A 14,153-nucleotide genomic window follows, 5' to 3' on the forward strand; every position below is an offset into this window, starting at 1 on the left:
GCGGCCACGGCCAGCGCCCACAAGAGAAGGACTCCCCATGGCCACCACCCTCTATGGCATCAAGAACTGCGACACCATCAAGAAAGCCCGCAAGTGGCTGGATGAGGCCGGCATCGACTACCGCTTTCACGACCATCGCGCCGATGGCCTGAGCCCGGACGATCTCGACCGCTGGCTGGCCAAGCTCGGCTGGGAAGCGCTGCTCAACAGCCGCGGCACCACCTTCCGCGCCCTGCCGGATGAGGCCAAACAGGGGCTCGACACCGCCAAGGCGCGCGCCCTGCTGCTGGAGCACCCGGCGATGATCAAGCGCCCGCTGCTGGATCGTGACGGCGAGCTGACCCTGGGTTTCAAGGCCGATCACTACCAATCCCTCTTCTCCCGTTAAGGACAACTAAGGACAACTGATGTCGGATGTCATCGCACTGGCCAAGGATCTGATCCGCCGCCCCTCCGTTACCCCGCTGGATGAAGGGTGCCAGACCCTGATGGCGGAGCGCCTCGCCCAACTCGGTTTTGTTATCGAGCCCATGGTATTTGAAGACACCACCAACCTCTGGGCCCGTCGCGGCAGCGAGGGGCCGCTGTTCTGCTTTGCCGGTCACACCGACGTGGTGCCCGCCGGACCGCTGGACAAATGGCACACCCCGCCGTTCGAGCCGGCCATCAGGGATGGCGTGCTCTACGGCCGTGGCGCCGCCGACATGAAGGGCTCGCTGGCTGCCATGGTGGTGGCGGTCGAGCGCTTTGTGGCCGAGCATCCGGATCACACCGGGTCGATCGCCTTTCTTATCACTTCCGATGAGGAGGGACCCTTTATCAATGGCACCACCCGGGTGATCGATACCCTGGAAGCGCGCAACGAGAAGATCACCTGGTGCATCGTCGGCGAGCCCTCCTCCACCGCCGTGGTCGGGGATGTGGTGAAAAATGGCCGCCGCGGCTCCATCACCGGCGATCTGCTGGTGCGCGGGGTGCAGGGCCATGTCGCCTACCCCCATCTGGCGGACAACCCCATTCATAAAGCAGCGCCAGCGCTGGCTGAACTTGCCGCCACCGTGTGGGATGAGGGCAACGCCTACTTCCCCCCCACCAGCTTCCAGATTGCCAACATTCAGGCGGGCACCGGCGCCTCCAACGTCATTCCCGGTGAACTGCACGTCCAGTTCAACTTCCGCTTCAGTACCCAACTGACCGACCTGGATATCCGCGAGCGGGTCGAGGCGCTGCTGGATAGACACGGTCTCGATTACCAGCTGAACTGGACCCTCTCCGGCCAGCCGTTCCTCACCGACACCGGCAAACTGCTGGCGGCGGCAGTCTCTGCCATCGAGGCGGTCAATGGCCAGCAGCCAGCCCTGCTCACCACCGGCGGCACCTCGGACGGGCGCTTTATCGCCCCCACCGGCGCCGAAGTGATCGAACTCGGCCCGGTCAACGCCACCATCCACAAGGTGAACGAGTGCGTGAAGGCGGACGATCTGGATCTGCTGGCCGACATGTACCAAGGGGTGCTGGAGCGACTGCTGGCATGACGCAGGAACAGCTGATGGGGCTCGACGAGAGCCACCTTATTGTGGTGGGGCGCGGCCCCCACCGCCTGACCCCGGCTGCGGCGGCCTCCTTCAACGACATGCAGGTGGCGGCCGCCCACGCCGGTTTCAACCTGCAACCGGCGTCCAGCTGGCGCGGTTTTGATCGCCAGCTCGCCATCTGGAATGGCAAGTGGCGCGGCGAGCGGCCGCTGCTCGATGCCAACTGCCAGCCCATCGATGCCCTGCAACTGAGCGAGATAGAGCGGCTGCACGCCATCCTGCGCTGGAGCGCCCTGCCCGGCACCAGTCGCCACCACTGGGGCACCGATCTCGACATCTACGACCCGGACTGCCTGCCCGCCGACACCAAACTGGCGCTGGAACCCTGGGAGTATGAAGCCGGGGGCTGGTTTGCCGACTTGAGCGGGTGGCTCACCGACCATATGGGGGATTTCGGTTTCTTCCTGCCCTATGCCAAACCGGTCGGCGCAGGCAGCGGCGTCTCCTACGAGCCGTGGCACATCAGCTTCGCCCCCGAAGCGGGCGAGCAGCAGCTCGACCCGGCGGCGCTGGCACTTTGCCTGCAACAGGCGGATATTGAAGGCAAGGCGACCATTCTGACCAATCTGGACAAGATCCTGGCCCGTTATGTCACCTTGCCATCCACTGAATTGCCCTGCGATGAAAGGAGTAGCACATGAATCTCTGGCTCTGGATAGGGCTGCCACTGCTCTTTCTGCTCGGGCTGTTTCTCAACGCCATCAAAGACATGAAACGGCTGGAGAAGCAGTTGCCCAAATACAAGGACAAGATCCGTGAAGTGAAGGACGATGACGACGACTGAGTCGTGCCATCCGGGGAGCACCAGTGTGCTCCCTTCTCTTTTTCTGCTGTTTATCTTCTCCCCTTGCCTCTACTCCCCCGGCGTCAGGTTTCCATCTGACCATCACTGCCAACATCCCCTCTCACCCACTCTGCGGGGTCAGAAGATGGCGCGCGAGTGGTGAAAAAATGTCAAAAGATGCAAATTAATGCACGATTAAACCACACAAGGGGGTCTTAACTGCATATAATGTGCCTACTTTTCCGTTAGTCAGAAAGGAGTTCGCCCTTGGATGCAGTGACCATCAACAGTTTCTTTTTTGTCGGTGCCCTGTTGGTTGGAGCCAGTGTCCTGCTAAGTGCGCTCTCTTCCCGTCTCGGTATTCCCATTCTGGTCATCTTCCTCGCCGTCGGTATGCTGGCGGGGGAAGATGGCCCCGGCGGCATCCACTTTGCCGACTACTCCATCGCCTATCTGGTGGGCAACCTGGCGCTCGCCATCATCCTGCTCGACGGCGGCATGCGCACCCGGGTCTCCTCATTCCGGGTGGCGCTCTGGCCAGCCCTGTCGCTGGCGACGGTCGGGGTAGCCATTACGACCGGCCTGACGGGACTCGCCGCCGCCTGGCTGTTTGACCTCAACCTGATGCAGGGGATGCTGATCGGCGCCATCGTCGGCTCCACCGATGCGGCGGCGGTCTTCTCCCTGCTCGGCGGGCGCAGCCTCAACGAGCGGGTGAGCGCGACGCTGGAGATCGAGTCGGGCAGCAACGACCCCATGGCGGTCTTTCTCACCGTCACCCTGATCGAGGTGCTGGCCAGCAGCCAGCAGGATCTCAACGCCGGTTTTCTGCTGCTGCAGCTCATCAAACAGTTCGGCCTTGGTGCCGGGATCGGCCTTGCCGGTGGCTGGCTGCTGTGGCGACTCATCAACACCGCCCGCCTGGCACCGGGGCTCTATCCGCTGCTCACCGTGAGCGGCGGCCTGCTCATCTTTGCCCTCACCACGGCGGTCGGTGGCAGCGGCATCCTCGCCATCTATCTCACAGGTCTCTTGCTCGGCAACCTCTCCCTGCGCAGTCGCAGCACCACCTTGTCGGTGCTGGACGGCCTGACCTGGCTCAGCCAGATCGGCATGTTTCTGGTGCTGGGGCTGCTCGCCTCGCCCCACAAGCTGCTGCCCATCGCCCTGCCGGCGCTGGCGCTGGCGATGTGGATGATCCTGTTTGCCCGCCCCATCTCGGTCTGGATCGGGCTGCTGCCGTTCAAGAACTTCGCTCCGCGCGAACGCTGGTTTATCTCCTGGGTTGGCCTGCGCGGCGCGGTGCCCATCATTCTGGCGGTGTTCCCCATGATGGCGGGACTGCCCAACGCCCAGCTCTACTTCAACGTCGCCTTCTTCGTGGTGCTGGTCTCGCTGATTTTGCAGGGCAGCTCGCTGCCGCTGGCCTCAAAACTGGCGCGGGTGGAAGTACCGGCACCGCCGTCCCCCATCAACCGCTCGGGGCTCGAGATCGATCTCGACAGCCAATGGGAGACCTTCGTCTACCAGCTGGGGGAAGAGAAGTGGTGCATCGGCTCGCCGCTGCGGGATCTGCGCATGCCTGCGGGCACCCGGGTCAGCGCCCTGTTTCGTGGCCGCGAGCTGCTCCACCCCTCGGGCAGTACCTGCCTGCAGGCGGACGATATCCTCTGCGTCATCGGCCATGAGCGCGATCTGCCCGCCCTTGGCCAGCTCTTTAGCCAGGCGCCGGAGCAGGATCTTGGCCCGCGCTTCTTCGGTGACTTCCAGCTGGATGCCGCGGCGCGACTGGTGGATCTCGCCCCTATCTACGGGCTGGATGTGAGCGAGGTGGCGGATCAGACACTGGGCGATTTTATTGCCAGCCAGCTTGGCGATAATCTGGTAGTCGGTGACAACATCGAGTGGCAGGGCATGATCTGGACCGTGGCCGAAATGGATGAGAGCATTCCCGTCAAGATCGGGGTTCGTTTTCAGGAAGAGGATCCGGTCTAGACGACCGGCCCGTATCAAGTCCCCCAGCAAGAAGGGAGAAGAGTTATGCCATATCAGAGTTTGCAGTCCGGTCTGCTGCCCCCCTCTGCCAATCTGGGGGTGATCGAGGGCTTTTTTGGCAAGGGATGGAGCTGGCAGGCCCGTGCCCGCTACGCCCAGTGGCTGCCACGCCACGGCTACGGCTTCTATATCTACGCCCCGAAAGAGGATGGCTATCTACGCAAGCACTGGGCCCTCCCCTGGCCCGAGCTGCAGCTGGCGGATCTCTCCGAACTGGCGCGCCAGTGCCGCGCCAACGGCCTAGCCTTCGGGGTGGGCTTGAGCCCCATGGGGGCGCATCACGACTATGAGCGCAAGCGCCCGGCGCTGCTCGAGAAGGTGCGCCTCATCGATGAAGTGCTGCAACCCGACATTCTGGCAGTGCTGTTTGACGACATGAAGGGGGATACCCCGGATCTGGCCCGACACCAGCTCACCATCGCCCACGACATTGCGGCCCACAGCAAGGCGAGCCGCCTCATCTTCTGCCCCAGCTACTACTCGACCGATCCGGTGCTGGAGAAGGTGTTCGGTGCAATGCCACCGCGCTATCTGGAGGAGATTGGCGAACAGCTAGACCGCCGCTTCGAGATCTTCTGGACCGGCCCCAAGGTCTGCTCGACCGAGTATCCTGCGGTACACCTCAAGCAGGTGACCGAGCTGCTCGGCCGCAAGCCCTTCCTGTGGGACAACTACCCGGTCAACGATGGCAGCAAGGCAAGCAGCTATCTCTATCTGCGTGCCTTCGAGAACCGCACCGCCGAGCTGGCGGAGCTGCTCTCCGGCCATGCGGTCAACCCGATGAAGCAGGCGGCACTCTCCGCCCTGCCACTCGCAACCTTGCCGATGAGCTACAAGCTCGGCAAGCAGTATGATCCCGACAAGGCGCTGCACGCCTCCCTCAACGCCACCTGCGGCCCGCAGATCTCGGCGATGATTGAGGCCGACCTGCCGCTGTTTCAGGATCTGGGGCTGGCCCGGCTCACTCCCGAGCAGATTGCCGCCCTCAAGACGCGCTACCTGCCGTTTCGCGATCAGGCTTGCGTCGATGAAATCGTGCGCTGGCTGGAGGGCGAGTATGTGTTCGACCCGGACTGCCTGACCGATTAAACCGCCCCGTGGGGCTGGAAGGAGGTTGTATGGATGCACACCTGCTTTACCAGAATCTGGCGGTGATCGCCGCCTTTTTACTGCTCTACAGCCTGATCGCGGGGCGTTTCGAGTCAAAACTGGTCAACGGCCCCCTGCTCTTTCTGCTGACCGGCTGGCTGCTGGGGCCGGGAGGGCTGGAGTTGCTCTCCCTCTCCATCGACAGCGCCGGCATCAAGCTGCTGGCAGAGCTGACTCTGGTTATCGTGTTGTTCAACGATGCCGCCAACACCAACTGGCAGGTGCTGCTGGCCAACCGCCAGCTCCCCATCCGGCTGCTGCTGATCGGCCTCCCCCTCACTCTGCTCTGTGGCGCTCTGTTTGGTCACTGGCTCTTCCCTGACCTGCCACTGCTGGAGATGGCGATCCTCTCCACCATTCTCGCCCCGACCGATGCGGCGCTCGGCAAGGCGGTGGTGAGCAACCCGGCGGTACCGGCACCGGTGCGCGAAGGGCTTAATCAGGAGAGTGGCCTCAATGACGGCATCTGCGTGCCCGTATTGCTCCTGCTGCTCGCTCTTATCGCCCCCACCGAGGAACACACCGGCACCGCAGCGCTGGCCATCACCCTGATGCTGGAGGAGATCGGTATCGGTCTTTTGGTCGCCTTCGTGCTGACCGCCCTCACCGTCCGGCTGCTGAAAGTCTCCTATCTCAACGGCTGGCAACTGCCGCTCTGGCGTCAGCTCACCATGCCCGGGCTGGCCCTGCTCTGCTTTGCGCTGGCCCAGACTCTCGGTGGCAGCGGTTTTATTGCGGCCTTCGTCGGTGGCCTGCTGATGGGACGGCGCCTTGGCGAGCACAAGCACGCCTATATGGATAGCTGCGAGGGGTATGGCGATCTGCTCTCGGTGGTGATCTGGATGGTGTTTGGCGCCACCCTGATGCCCATCCTGCCGGAGCTGCTGCACTGGCAGTTCTGGCTCTATGCCGCCGCCAGCCTCACCCTGCTGCGGATGGTGCCGGTCTGGCTGAGCCTCATCGGTACCGGCCTCAAGCCGGAGCTCAAGCTCTTTATCGGCTGGTTCGGGCCGCGGGGCCTTGCCAGCATCGTCTTTGCGGTGATGGTGCTGCAAAACGAGCCGGCCCTTATCGGCCAGCGCCCCATCATCGCCACCGTGCTCTGCACCATCATATTGAGCGTCATCCTGCACGGCCTCACCGCCAACCCCTGGGTCGAGCGTTTCAAGCCCCGCTGAGCTACTCGCCCATAAAAAATGCCACCTCGCGGTGGCATTTTTCTTTGGTGGCGTGTGCCGCTGACGGCCCTTACCCGATCGCCAGCCAGACCCCTACTCCCAGCATCAGGGTACCGGCGATGCGGTTCATCAGGGTGACGTTGCCGCTCTTGGCAAGGAAGTGGCGCAGAGTACGGCCGCCGCTGGCGTAAAGCAGCAGGCAGGAGAACTCGATGACCAAAATCAGCGCCACCAGCGCGGTGATCTGCGGCGCCATCGGTCGGCTGGCCGAGATAAAAGGAGGCAGCAGGGAGATCATGAAGGCCCACCCCTTGGGGTTGGCGATGGCGGTGACAAAGCCCTGCAGCGCCAGCCCCATGGGGCTGCTCTGCTGCCCGGCCGCGAGATCGGCCGGAATGGCCATCTTCCCCTTGGCCTGCCACATCTGGATGCCGAGCCAGATGAGATAGGCACCACCCACATATTTGAAGGCGGCGAAGATAGCCGGGTAGTTGAGCATGATGGCCGCCACCCCGATCACCGAGAGCACCGATACCAACCCGACGCCGATCAGCTCCCCCCACATCATGTGCAGGGTGCGGCGCACGCCAAGACTCATCCCCAGCGTCATCGCCAGGGTCATGCACATGCCCGGGGTGACGGAGACAAAAAAGAAGGTGGGGATAAAGAGCGCCAGAATGGCCGGATCAATCCAGCTGGACACGACAAACCTCCATGGCAAAACAGGGTAGCAAACGAGGATCTGGCAGCGGTAAACGGCGCCGGAATGTTATTTGAGCAAGCCTGTCATCTTGCCCATCCTGCGCTTTTCAGACAAGAAAAAACCTTTGCTTTCAACATATTTCAGCAAGAAAAGGCTGTGACACCCCCTGTCGCGGCTGTGTAAGATAGCGCCTCCTTCATTTTCGGGGTTACGTCTCATATGTCATTGAATAATCTATCAATAAGAATTCAGGTACTGATACCGCTGCTGCTGGCCAGTCTGCTGATGATGGTGATGATTGCCATCAGCAAACAGGGGCTGGACGAAGCCATTAGTGACATAGATGAGACGACCCAGAGCGTGGTGCGCAACAAGGACGACATTGCCAAGCTGATCCACGCCACCTACCGGCTGCGCACCAGCGCCATCTACGGTCTCTACGACGCGGCCCAGTTTGCCGCCCTGCCCGCCAACCTCAACAGTGCCGAGCAGGAGATCACCACCATCCTCGGCCGTCTGGTGATCCCGGGCGCTGAGCAGGATAACCGTCAGGTGGCGGCTGCCCTGCAGGCCTATCTTGGCCACACCCGCAACAACATGCTGCCGCTGCTGACCCAAAAGCATCAGGGGGGTGGCGATGCCGCGGCGTATGAGGCCGCCCGCCTCCAGTTCCGCGAACTGGGGGAACAGCTCATCAAAGAGATCGACACCATGTCGGCCCACATCAACCAGCTGACCCAGAGCGAGCTGGCGCAGGAGCAGGCCCACTACCATGCCACCCTGCTGCGCACCCTGCTGCTCACGGCCGTCGCCCTGCTGGCTGCACTGCTGTGTGGCTGGTGGCTCTCCGGCCGTATCGTCAGCCCCATCGGCCAGCTGCAGAGCGTGATGCACGCCGTCGCGCAGGGTCGCTTCAACGTCCGCGCCAGGGTCGAGGGTGACAACGAGCTGGCCCAACTGGCCAAGGATATCAACCTCACTCTGGGGCAGCTTGGCAGCACCATCGAAACCCTGACCGGCATCAGCAACAACGTCGCCTCCGCCGCCACCGAGCTGGCCGCGGTGATGACCCAGGCTGAAGCCAACGCTCAGCAGCAGCGCGGCGAGATTGAGCAGGTCGCCTCCGCGGTGACCGAGCTCTCCAGCACGGCCGACAACGTCAACCACAACGCCGCCGTGGCCGACGAGCTGGCCCGCGATGCCAACAGCCGGGTTGAGCAGGGGCTCGCCCTGTTTGGCGAGAGCATTGCTGCCAACAGCCGGATGGCAGGCAGTCTGGAAGATGCCGCCGCCATCGTCGCTCGCCTCAAGACCCAGTCCGAGCAGATCGGCAAGGTGATTGAAGTGATTCAGGGGATCTCCGAGCAGACCAACCTGCTGGCTCTCAACGCGGCCATCGAGGCGGCCCGTGCCGGCGAAACCGGGCGCGGTTTTGCCGTCGTCGCCGACGAGGTGCGGATGCTGGCAGCCCGAACCCAGGCCTCCACCAAGGAGATCCAGGCCATCATCGAGCAGTTGCAGAGCCAGTCCCAATCCGCCAATCAGGGGGTTCAGGAGACGCTGGAGATCCTCGAGAACAACCAGCGCCTCTCCGCGCAGGTACAGGATCTGCTGAGCGGTATCACGGGGGCGGTACGCCAGATCAACGATGCCAACGCCCAGGTGGCCACCGCCGCCGAGGAGCAGTCCTGCGTCACTGCCGACATCAACCGCAACATCACCAACATCCACGAGATCGTGAGCCAGAGCTCAGCTGGTATCAGCCAGAGCGCCAGCGCCAGCCACGAACTGTCGGAGCTGGCCGAGCAGCAGCGCAAGCAGCTCTCTCACTTCCAGCTCTGACACGCGGCCTGAAAGATAAAAAGAGGCCTGCGCAGGCCTCTGGATAGCAATAAAGCCCCTTATTTTATAAATAAGGGGCTTTATTTATTCGGCCACATATCCCTTCACACACTCCCCTTACGCCTCCATACAGTGTCAATCAACACGTTTTCCCCTCCTCCGGTAACCGTCCGAACAACGCATTGCGACAGGTTTAACCACGAAGCGTGGTGCAGGAGGCAGTTGTTTTAAACGCCATTTTTTGGCAGTTGGTGCCATAAGGGGCTGGGCTGTGGGGGCAAATGTGAGTATGGTAGAGGCACGTCACTCCCCCTCACGTGAGATCATCATGAGCCTGAGATTCAAGAAACCCGCTTTTATCGCCCTGGGGCTCATTGCCCTCGTTTCCGCCACCTGGCTCGACTACTACCTGCCGGAGCACACCATCGCCACCATTACCGGGGTGGAGGTGAAGCGCACCGACAAGGATGGCCCCATCAGCCAGAAGAACCCGGCTGACGGCCCGACTACCGATGTCTACTACATCTACACCGAGCGTCCCGGCGAGAAGATCCGGGTGTTCCGCAACGAGGATACCGAGTGGGGCTGGCCCTTCTACTTCAAGTTCAACGCCGCCGACGTACAGGCCAAGGCCAAGTCGATGGAGTTTGAAAAACGGCTCGCCATCATCACCTCCTACGGCTGGCGCATCAACATGTTCTCCATGTTCCCCAACGTCACCAAGATTGAGAGCACCGAGCCTGACGCCTCCACCTGGAGCTTCTTCCGCTGGTTCTGGTTCGGCCTCTGGGCACTGGTGATGGGCAAAGCCGCCATCGCAACCTGGCGCTACTTCGATCGTCTCGAGGACGAGCTATGAGCGAGCCGAGCAAGACCCGCACCAGCTTCTACCGTCGCCTCTACGTGGCCTGGCTTATCAGCCAGGGCACGGATACGGTGCCCGCCATCATGGAGGCGACCGGCATGCCGCGTCGCACCGCGCAAGATACCCTGACGGCGCTGGCCGAACTCGATATCAGTTGCGCCTTCGAGCAGACCGAGGGGGCTCGCCACCTGCAGGGGCACTACCGCATCAGCGACTGGGGACCCATCAATCCGGCATGGATCAAGGCCCAGCTGCCTCTTATCAAGGAGACGCTGAGCTACCCCTGATCCGGGCGCTGAGCAACAAGAAAAAAGAGGGGCCAGCCAGCAAGGCTGGCCCCTCTGTTTTCAGGCCGATGGCGTGACAGGTCGCCCTACTCGGGCATGGCCGAATCCTCAAGCTCCCCGTCAGACTCGCCGCGGGTGCAGTCGATGATGGAGCGCTTGGGGTTGTTGGGATCGCGCAAAAGCAGAGGGGCTGAGCCCTCGTTGTGCTTCTGCTCGTCGCTAAACTCGCTGCCGTAGGCGTTGTGGGTCAACCGGCGGGCGTTGGCGATGGGGGTATCGACAAAGAGGGCGTGCACTTCGAAGCTGGAGGCCGGCACGATAAAACCGACCACCGGCAAGCCGTGCAGCTCCTCGTGCACCTTGTACCAGGCAAAGCCGTCACTCACCTTGTAGGGGGTGTAGTTGTTGAGCTGCAGATTGGCTGGCCGCCCGGTCTCACCGTCGATGTAGAGATCGTTAAAATCACAGGTCGCCAGCCCCTGCCACATCCGCTCGAATGGCGTCGCGCAGCCCGTCAGTTGCAACCCGGCCAGCAGCGCCAACCCTGTCTTCCACATTCCCTGCCCCTTCTTGCAAAAAGTGAATCGGCGCTCAGCCAAAGGCCCGCAGCCGCTCGACCAGCAGATCGATAAAGCCTGCCCGATCCAGCCCCAGCAACACCAGCGCATTGGCTGGTTTGCCGGAGAGACCGTAGCGGTCCACCACCGTCATCCCCACGGTATGCTCGCCCCGGGTCTCGATATCGACCCGGCACTCCACGCCATGGAACAGGGCGGGATTGAGCAACCAGGCAATGGTACAGGGGTCGTGCAGCGGCGCGCCAGCAAATCCCCACTTGGGATCCCGATGGTAGATCATGAAAAAATCGAGCAGACCGGCCACACACTGGGCCACCGGATTGGTGATGGCGCGTACCCGTTCGATATCCTCGTCCATCACCTGCGCCTCGTGGGTCACATCGAGGCCGCACATGGTGATGGGAATGCCCGACTTGAAGACCATATCGGCCGCTTCCGGGTCCACATAAATATTGAATTCCGCCGCCGGTGTCCAGTTGCCGGCCCCTGCGGCGCCCCCCATCAGCACGATGCGGGCAATCTTGCTCTTTAGCTCGGGGTGAGCCGCCAGCAGCAGGGCGATATTGGTGAGCGGGCCGGTCGGCACCAGAGTCACGGGCTCCGCGCTCTCGCGCAGAGATCTGGCCATCAGCTCGATCCCCGTCATCGCTTGCGGGGCAAAGGCGGGATCCGGCAGTTTGGGGCCATCGAGACCCGATTCGCCATGGACGTTGTCGGCGATGATAAGCTCGCGGGCCAGCGGTTTCGGCGCCCCGGCCGCCACCGGAATATCGTCCCGCCCCAGCAAGGTGAGGATGCGCAGGGCATTGTTGAGGGTCTTGTCCGGGGTCTGGTTGCCCGCGCTGGTGGTGACCGCCAGCACCTTCAGTTCAGGACTGGCCAGCGCCAGAATCAGGGCGATGGCGTCGTCGTGGCCGGGATCACAATCGAGAATAACGGGCAGTGCCATGGAGAGACTCCTTACAACATCAAAGGGAGCCCTACCTTAGCAAGCTCCCGGCGGCTGAACTCGGGAGGGGGTCACAAAACGGTTCCTGATTTTTTTCAATCAGTTACCTTCGTACTGTCACAGCCGGCCAGCAGCAGGCCGCAATGAGGGGATGGTGTGGCGAGCGTATCCGCTACGCCGATTCGCGCCTTACCTGCCACTTGGGTATGATGGCCCCCCGTTTTCTACCCGTGCCCCCTATGTCCGTTATCGTCGACACCTTTATCGCCCCACCCTGCAAGGGCGCCATCGAGATCCTGTTCGAGGATGAACACCTGCTGCTCATCAACAAGCCAAGCGGCCTGCTGAGCCTCTCGGGCAAAAATCCGCAGAACCTCGACTCGGTGCATTATCGACTGGTGCAGGATTACCCCGGCTGCACCCTGGTGCACCGCCTCGATTTTGGTACCTCAGGTCTCATGGTGGTGGCCAAAAACAAGACCATCAATGCCCTGCTCTGCCAGCAGTTCAGCCAGCGGGCGGTGAGCAAGGCCTACAGCGCCCTGCTGTGTGGCCATCTGATTGACGACGAAGGGGTTATCGACGCCCCCATCGCCAAGGATCCGGCCCTCTTTCCGCTGATGAAGATCTGCGCCGCCAGTGGCAAACCCGCCCGCTCCCGCTATCAGGTGGTTGAACGGCTGGCGCAGCAAATGCAGGGACAAACCGTGCCTTTGACCCGGGTACGACTGGTGCCGGAGACCGGCCGCACCCATCAGCTGCGCATCCACAGCCAGCTGCTGGGCCACCCCATCCTCGGTTGCGATCTCTATGGTGGCCTGCTGCCGCCCGGCTGCGAACAAGCGCCGCGGCTGATGCTCCATGCCAGCGAGCTGGATTTTGCTCATCCGGTGAGCGGCAAGCCGATGCAGATCCGCTGCGCGCCTGCGTTTTAGAGGCAATCGGTAGAGACACCCAGCGCGAGTGCGACGGGAGCAGTGGAAGGCGTGACGGGAGAGGAAAAGCGGTAAACGGCGGATAAAGATAGGGGCCGCGCTTTCGCAACGGCCCCCACCCCCCACTCTTTGTGGTGCTATCAGATCAGCTTGCGGGCAGCGCCCAGTACGATCTTGATGGCATCAGATTCGGTCTTCGCCATGGTCTCGGCGTTCGGGATCTCTTGCTGGGTACGGTTGACGATAACGCCAGCCACCATACCGGCACGCAGACCCTGGCTGGAGCACATGGTCAGCAGGGTTGCAGACTCCATCTCATAGTTCAGCACGCCCATGGCTTGCCACTCTTTCATGGAACCCTGGAAACGGCTCACGACGCGGCCGGATACGGTATCGTAACGCTCCTGACCCGGGTAGAAGGTGTCGGAGGAGGCAGTTACACCGATGTGCAGCTTGGAGCCCATCTCTTTGGCGGTGTTGACCAGCGCGGTGGTGCAGTCGAAGTCGGCAACAGCCGGGAACTCCATCGGTGCGAAGTGCAGGCTGGCACCGTCGAGGCGCACGGAGCCGGTGGTCACGATCACGTCACCCACGTTCAGGTGCGGCTGGATGGCGCCGGTGGTGCCGATGCGCAGGAAGGTGCGGATACCCAGCTGGGCCAGCTCTTCTACTGCGATGGAGGTGGACGGGCCACCGATACCGGTAGAGCAGATGATCACGGCCTTGCCGTCCATCTCGCCACGCCAGGTAGTGAATTCACGATGGCTGGCCAGGTGTACCGGGTTATCCAACAGCTCTGCGATACGCTTTACACGCTCGGGGTCACCGGGGACGATCGCCAGGGTGGCGCCTTGCAGATCCGCTTTCTTCAAACCCAAGTGAAATACATCAGACATATTGGACTCCTGGTTGCCCCCTGCCAGCATGGTCAGGACGCAAATTAAGATGATTCTTTATGATACTTTCAAGCCTTTACCCCCCTCTTCGGGGAGGCGCCAACTATGGTCGAAAGCGCTTTCCAATTCCTTGAAGCGCCTCACACTTCCACGCATTGACAACATCAAAGAGCAGGCAAAACGTTTTCTAACCTGATGAATTAATTGAAAAACGTTTTTCATGAAATCGGGATGTAACAGGGAAAGTCAAGCCCGGTTCAACGCTTAATTAATGTCCCGTGATCGCCCCCGTAAAGTTGCAAAACAGATGCTTTTGCATCCCCCGCAAGATGGTAAC

The 14,153-nt window shown here is 61.9% G+C and carries 15 protein-coding genes; 11 read left to right on the forward strand and 4 right to left on the reverse strand.

The genetic code is table 11. The annotated features are described in order from the left end of the window. The first annotated feature begins 37 nt into the window (after window positions 1-37). The 7 genes from AAHA39_RS04150 (at window position 38) to AAHA39_RS04180 (ending at window position 6,761) form a co-directional block, all read left to right on the forward strand. A complete protein-coding gene (locus AAHA39_RS04150; protein WP_041208377.1) occupies window positions 38-388 on the forward strand; it encodes an ArsC family reductase in 351 nt (116 codons plus the stop codon). A 19-nt stretch (window positions 389-407) separates the two neighbouring features. Beyond that, a complete protein-coding gene (gene dapE / locus AAHA39_RS04155; protein WP_320657070.1) occupies window positions 408-1,535 on the forward strand; it encodes a succinyl-diaminopimelate desuccinylase in 1,128 nt (375 codons plus the stop codon). Continuing rightward, window positions 1,532-2,236, forward strand: a complete 705-nt coding sequence (locus AAHA39_RS04160) for a M15 family metallopeptidase (RefSeq protein WP_320657071.1) — start codon at window positions 1,532-1,534, stop codon at window positions 2,234-2,236. The genes dapE and AAHA39_RS04160 overlap by 4 nt, the downstream gene beginning before the upstream one ends. Next, window positions 2,233-2,379 (forward strand): hypothetical protein, encoded by a 147-nt coding sequence (locus AAHA39_RS04165; RefSeq protein WP_104015276.1) that lies wholly within the window; start codon window positions 2,233-2,235, stop codon window positions 2,377-2,379. The genes AAHA39_RS04160 and AAHA39_RS04165 overlap by 4 nt, the downstream gene beginning before the upstream one ends. A gap of 267 nt (window positions 2,380-2,646) precedes the next feature. Then, window positions 2,647-4,374 (forward strand): potassium/proton antiporter, encoded by a 1,728-nt coding sequence (locus AAHA39_RS04170; protein ID WP_320657072.1) that lies wholly within the window; start codon window positions 2,647-2,649, stop codon window positions 4,372-4,374. A gap of 45 nt (window positions 4,375-4,419) precedes the next feature. Then, complete coding sequence (locus tag AAHA39_RS04175) at window positions 4,420-5,523, forward strand: beta-N-acetylglucosaminidase domain-containing protein (protein WP_320657073.1); 1,104 nt, start codon at window positions 4,420-4,422, stop codon at window positions 5,521-5,523. Window positions 5,524-5,552: 29 nt separating this feature from the next. After that, on the forward strand, window positions 5,553-6,761 hold the full coding sequence (locus tag AAHA39_RS04180; protein WP_320657074.1) for a cation:proton antiporter: 1,209 nt from the start codon (window positions 5,553-5,555) through the stop codon (window positions 6,759-6,761). A 70-nt stretch (window positions 6,762-6,831) separates the two neighbouring features. On the opposite strand, the gene AAHA39_RS04185 is transcribed toward AAHA39_RS04180, so the two are convergent. Beyond that, the gene (locus AAHA39_RS04185; RefSeq protein WP_320657075.1) at window positions 6,832-7,464 is read right to left on the reverse strand and encodes a LysE family translocator; all 633 of its coding nucleotides are present in this window, start codon (window positions 7,462-7,464) and stop codon (window positions 6,832-6,834) included. 219 nt (window positions 7,465-7,683) lie between these two features. On the opposite strand from AAHA39_RS04185, the gene AAHA39_RS04190 reads away from it, so the two are divergent. The 3 genes from AAHA39_RS04190 to AAHA39_RS04200 all read left to right on the forward strand — a co-directional run bounded on the left by AAHA39_RS04190 (window position 7,684) and on the right by AAHA39_RS04200 (window position 10,458). Next, a complete protein-coding gene (locus AAHA39_RS04190; RefSeq protein WP_263084177.1) occupies window positions 7,684-9,306 on the forward strand; it encodes a methyl-accepting chemotaxis protein in 1,623 nt (540 codons plus the stop codon). 328 nt (window positions 9,307-9,634) lie between these two features. Further along, window positions 9,635-10,165, forward strand: coding sequence for a DUF1523 family protein (locus AAHA39_RS04195; RefSeq protein ID WP_041208367.1), 531 nt, complete (start codon window positions 9,635-9,637; stop codon window positions 10,163-10,165). Beyond that, on the forward strand, window positions 10,162-10,458 hold the full coding sequence (locus AAHA39_RS04200) for a winged helix-turn-helix domain-containing protein (RefSeq protein ID WP_005337957.1): 297 nt from the start codon (window positions 10,162-10,164) through the stop codon (window positions 10,456-10,458). Before AAHA39_RS04195 ends, AAHA39_RS04200 begins: the two co-directional genes overlap by 4 nt. 86 nt (window positions 10,459-10,544) lie before the next feature. On the opposite strand, the gene AAHA39_RS04205 is transcribed toward AAHA39_RS04200, so the two are convergent. After that, complete coding sequence (locus tag AAHA39_RS04205; RefSeq protein ID WP_033113507.1) at window positions 10,545-11,015, reverse strand: hypothetical protein; 471 nt, start codon at window positions 11,013-11,015, stop codon at window positions 10,545-10,547. A 34-nt stretch (window positions 11,016-11,049) separates the two neighbouring features. Then, window positions 11,050-11,985, reverse strand: coding sequence for a pyrimidine-specific ribonucleoside hydrolase RihA (rihA, locus tag AAHA39_RS04210; protein ID WP_255936394.1), 936 nt, complete (start codon window positions 11,983-11,985; stop codon window positions 11,050-11,052). A 239-nt stretch (window positions 11,986-12,224) separates the two neighbouring features. Here rihA and AAHA39_RS04215 point away from each other — a divergent pair, with 239 nt between their 5' ends. Beyond that, window positions 12,225-12,920: an RluA family pseudouridine synthase gene (locus AAHA39_RS04215; protein ID WP_320657093.1), complete on the forward strand. Its 696-nt coding sequence runs from the start codon at window positions 12,225-12,227 to the stop codon at window positions 12,918-12,920. A 140-nt stretch (window positions 12,921-13,060) separates the two neighbouring features. On the opposite strand, the gene udp is transcribed toward AAHA39_RS04215, so the two are convergent. Beyond that, a complete protein-coding gene (gene udp / locus AAHA39_RS04220) occupies window positions 13,061-13,816 on the reverse strand; it encodes a uridine phosphorylase (protein ID WP_005337975.1) in 756 nt (251 codons plus the stop codon). Window positions 13,817-14,153: the final 337 nt, after the last annotated feature.

The organism is Aeromonas sp. SE22 (genome assembly GCF_038739755.1).
Classification (GTDB): Bacteria; Pseudomonadota; Gammaproteobacteria; order Enterobacterales; family Aeromonadaceae; genus Aeromonas; species Aeromonas jandaei.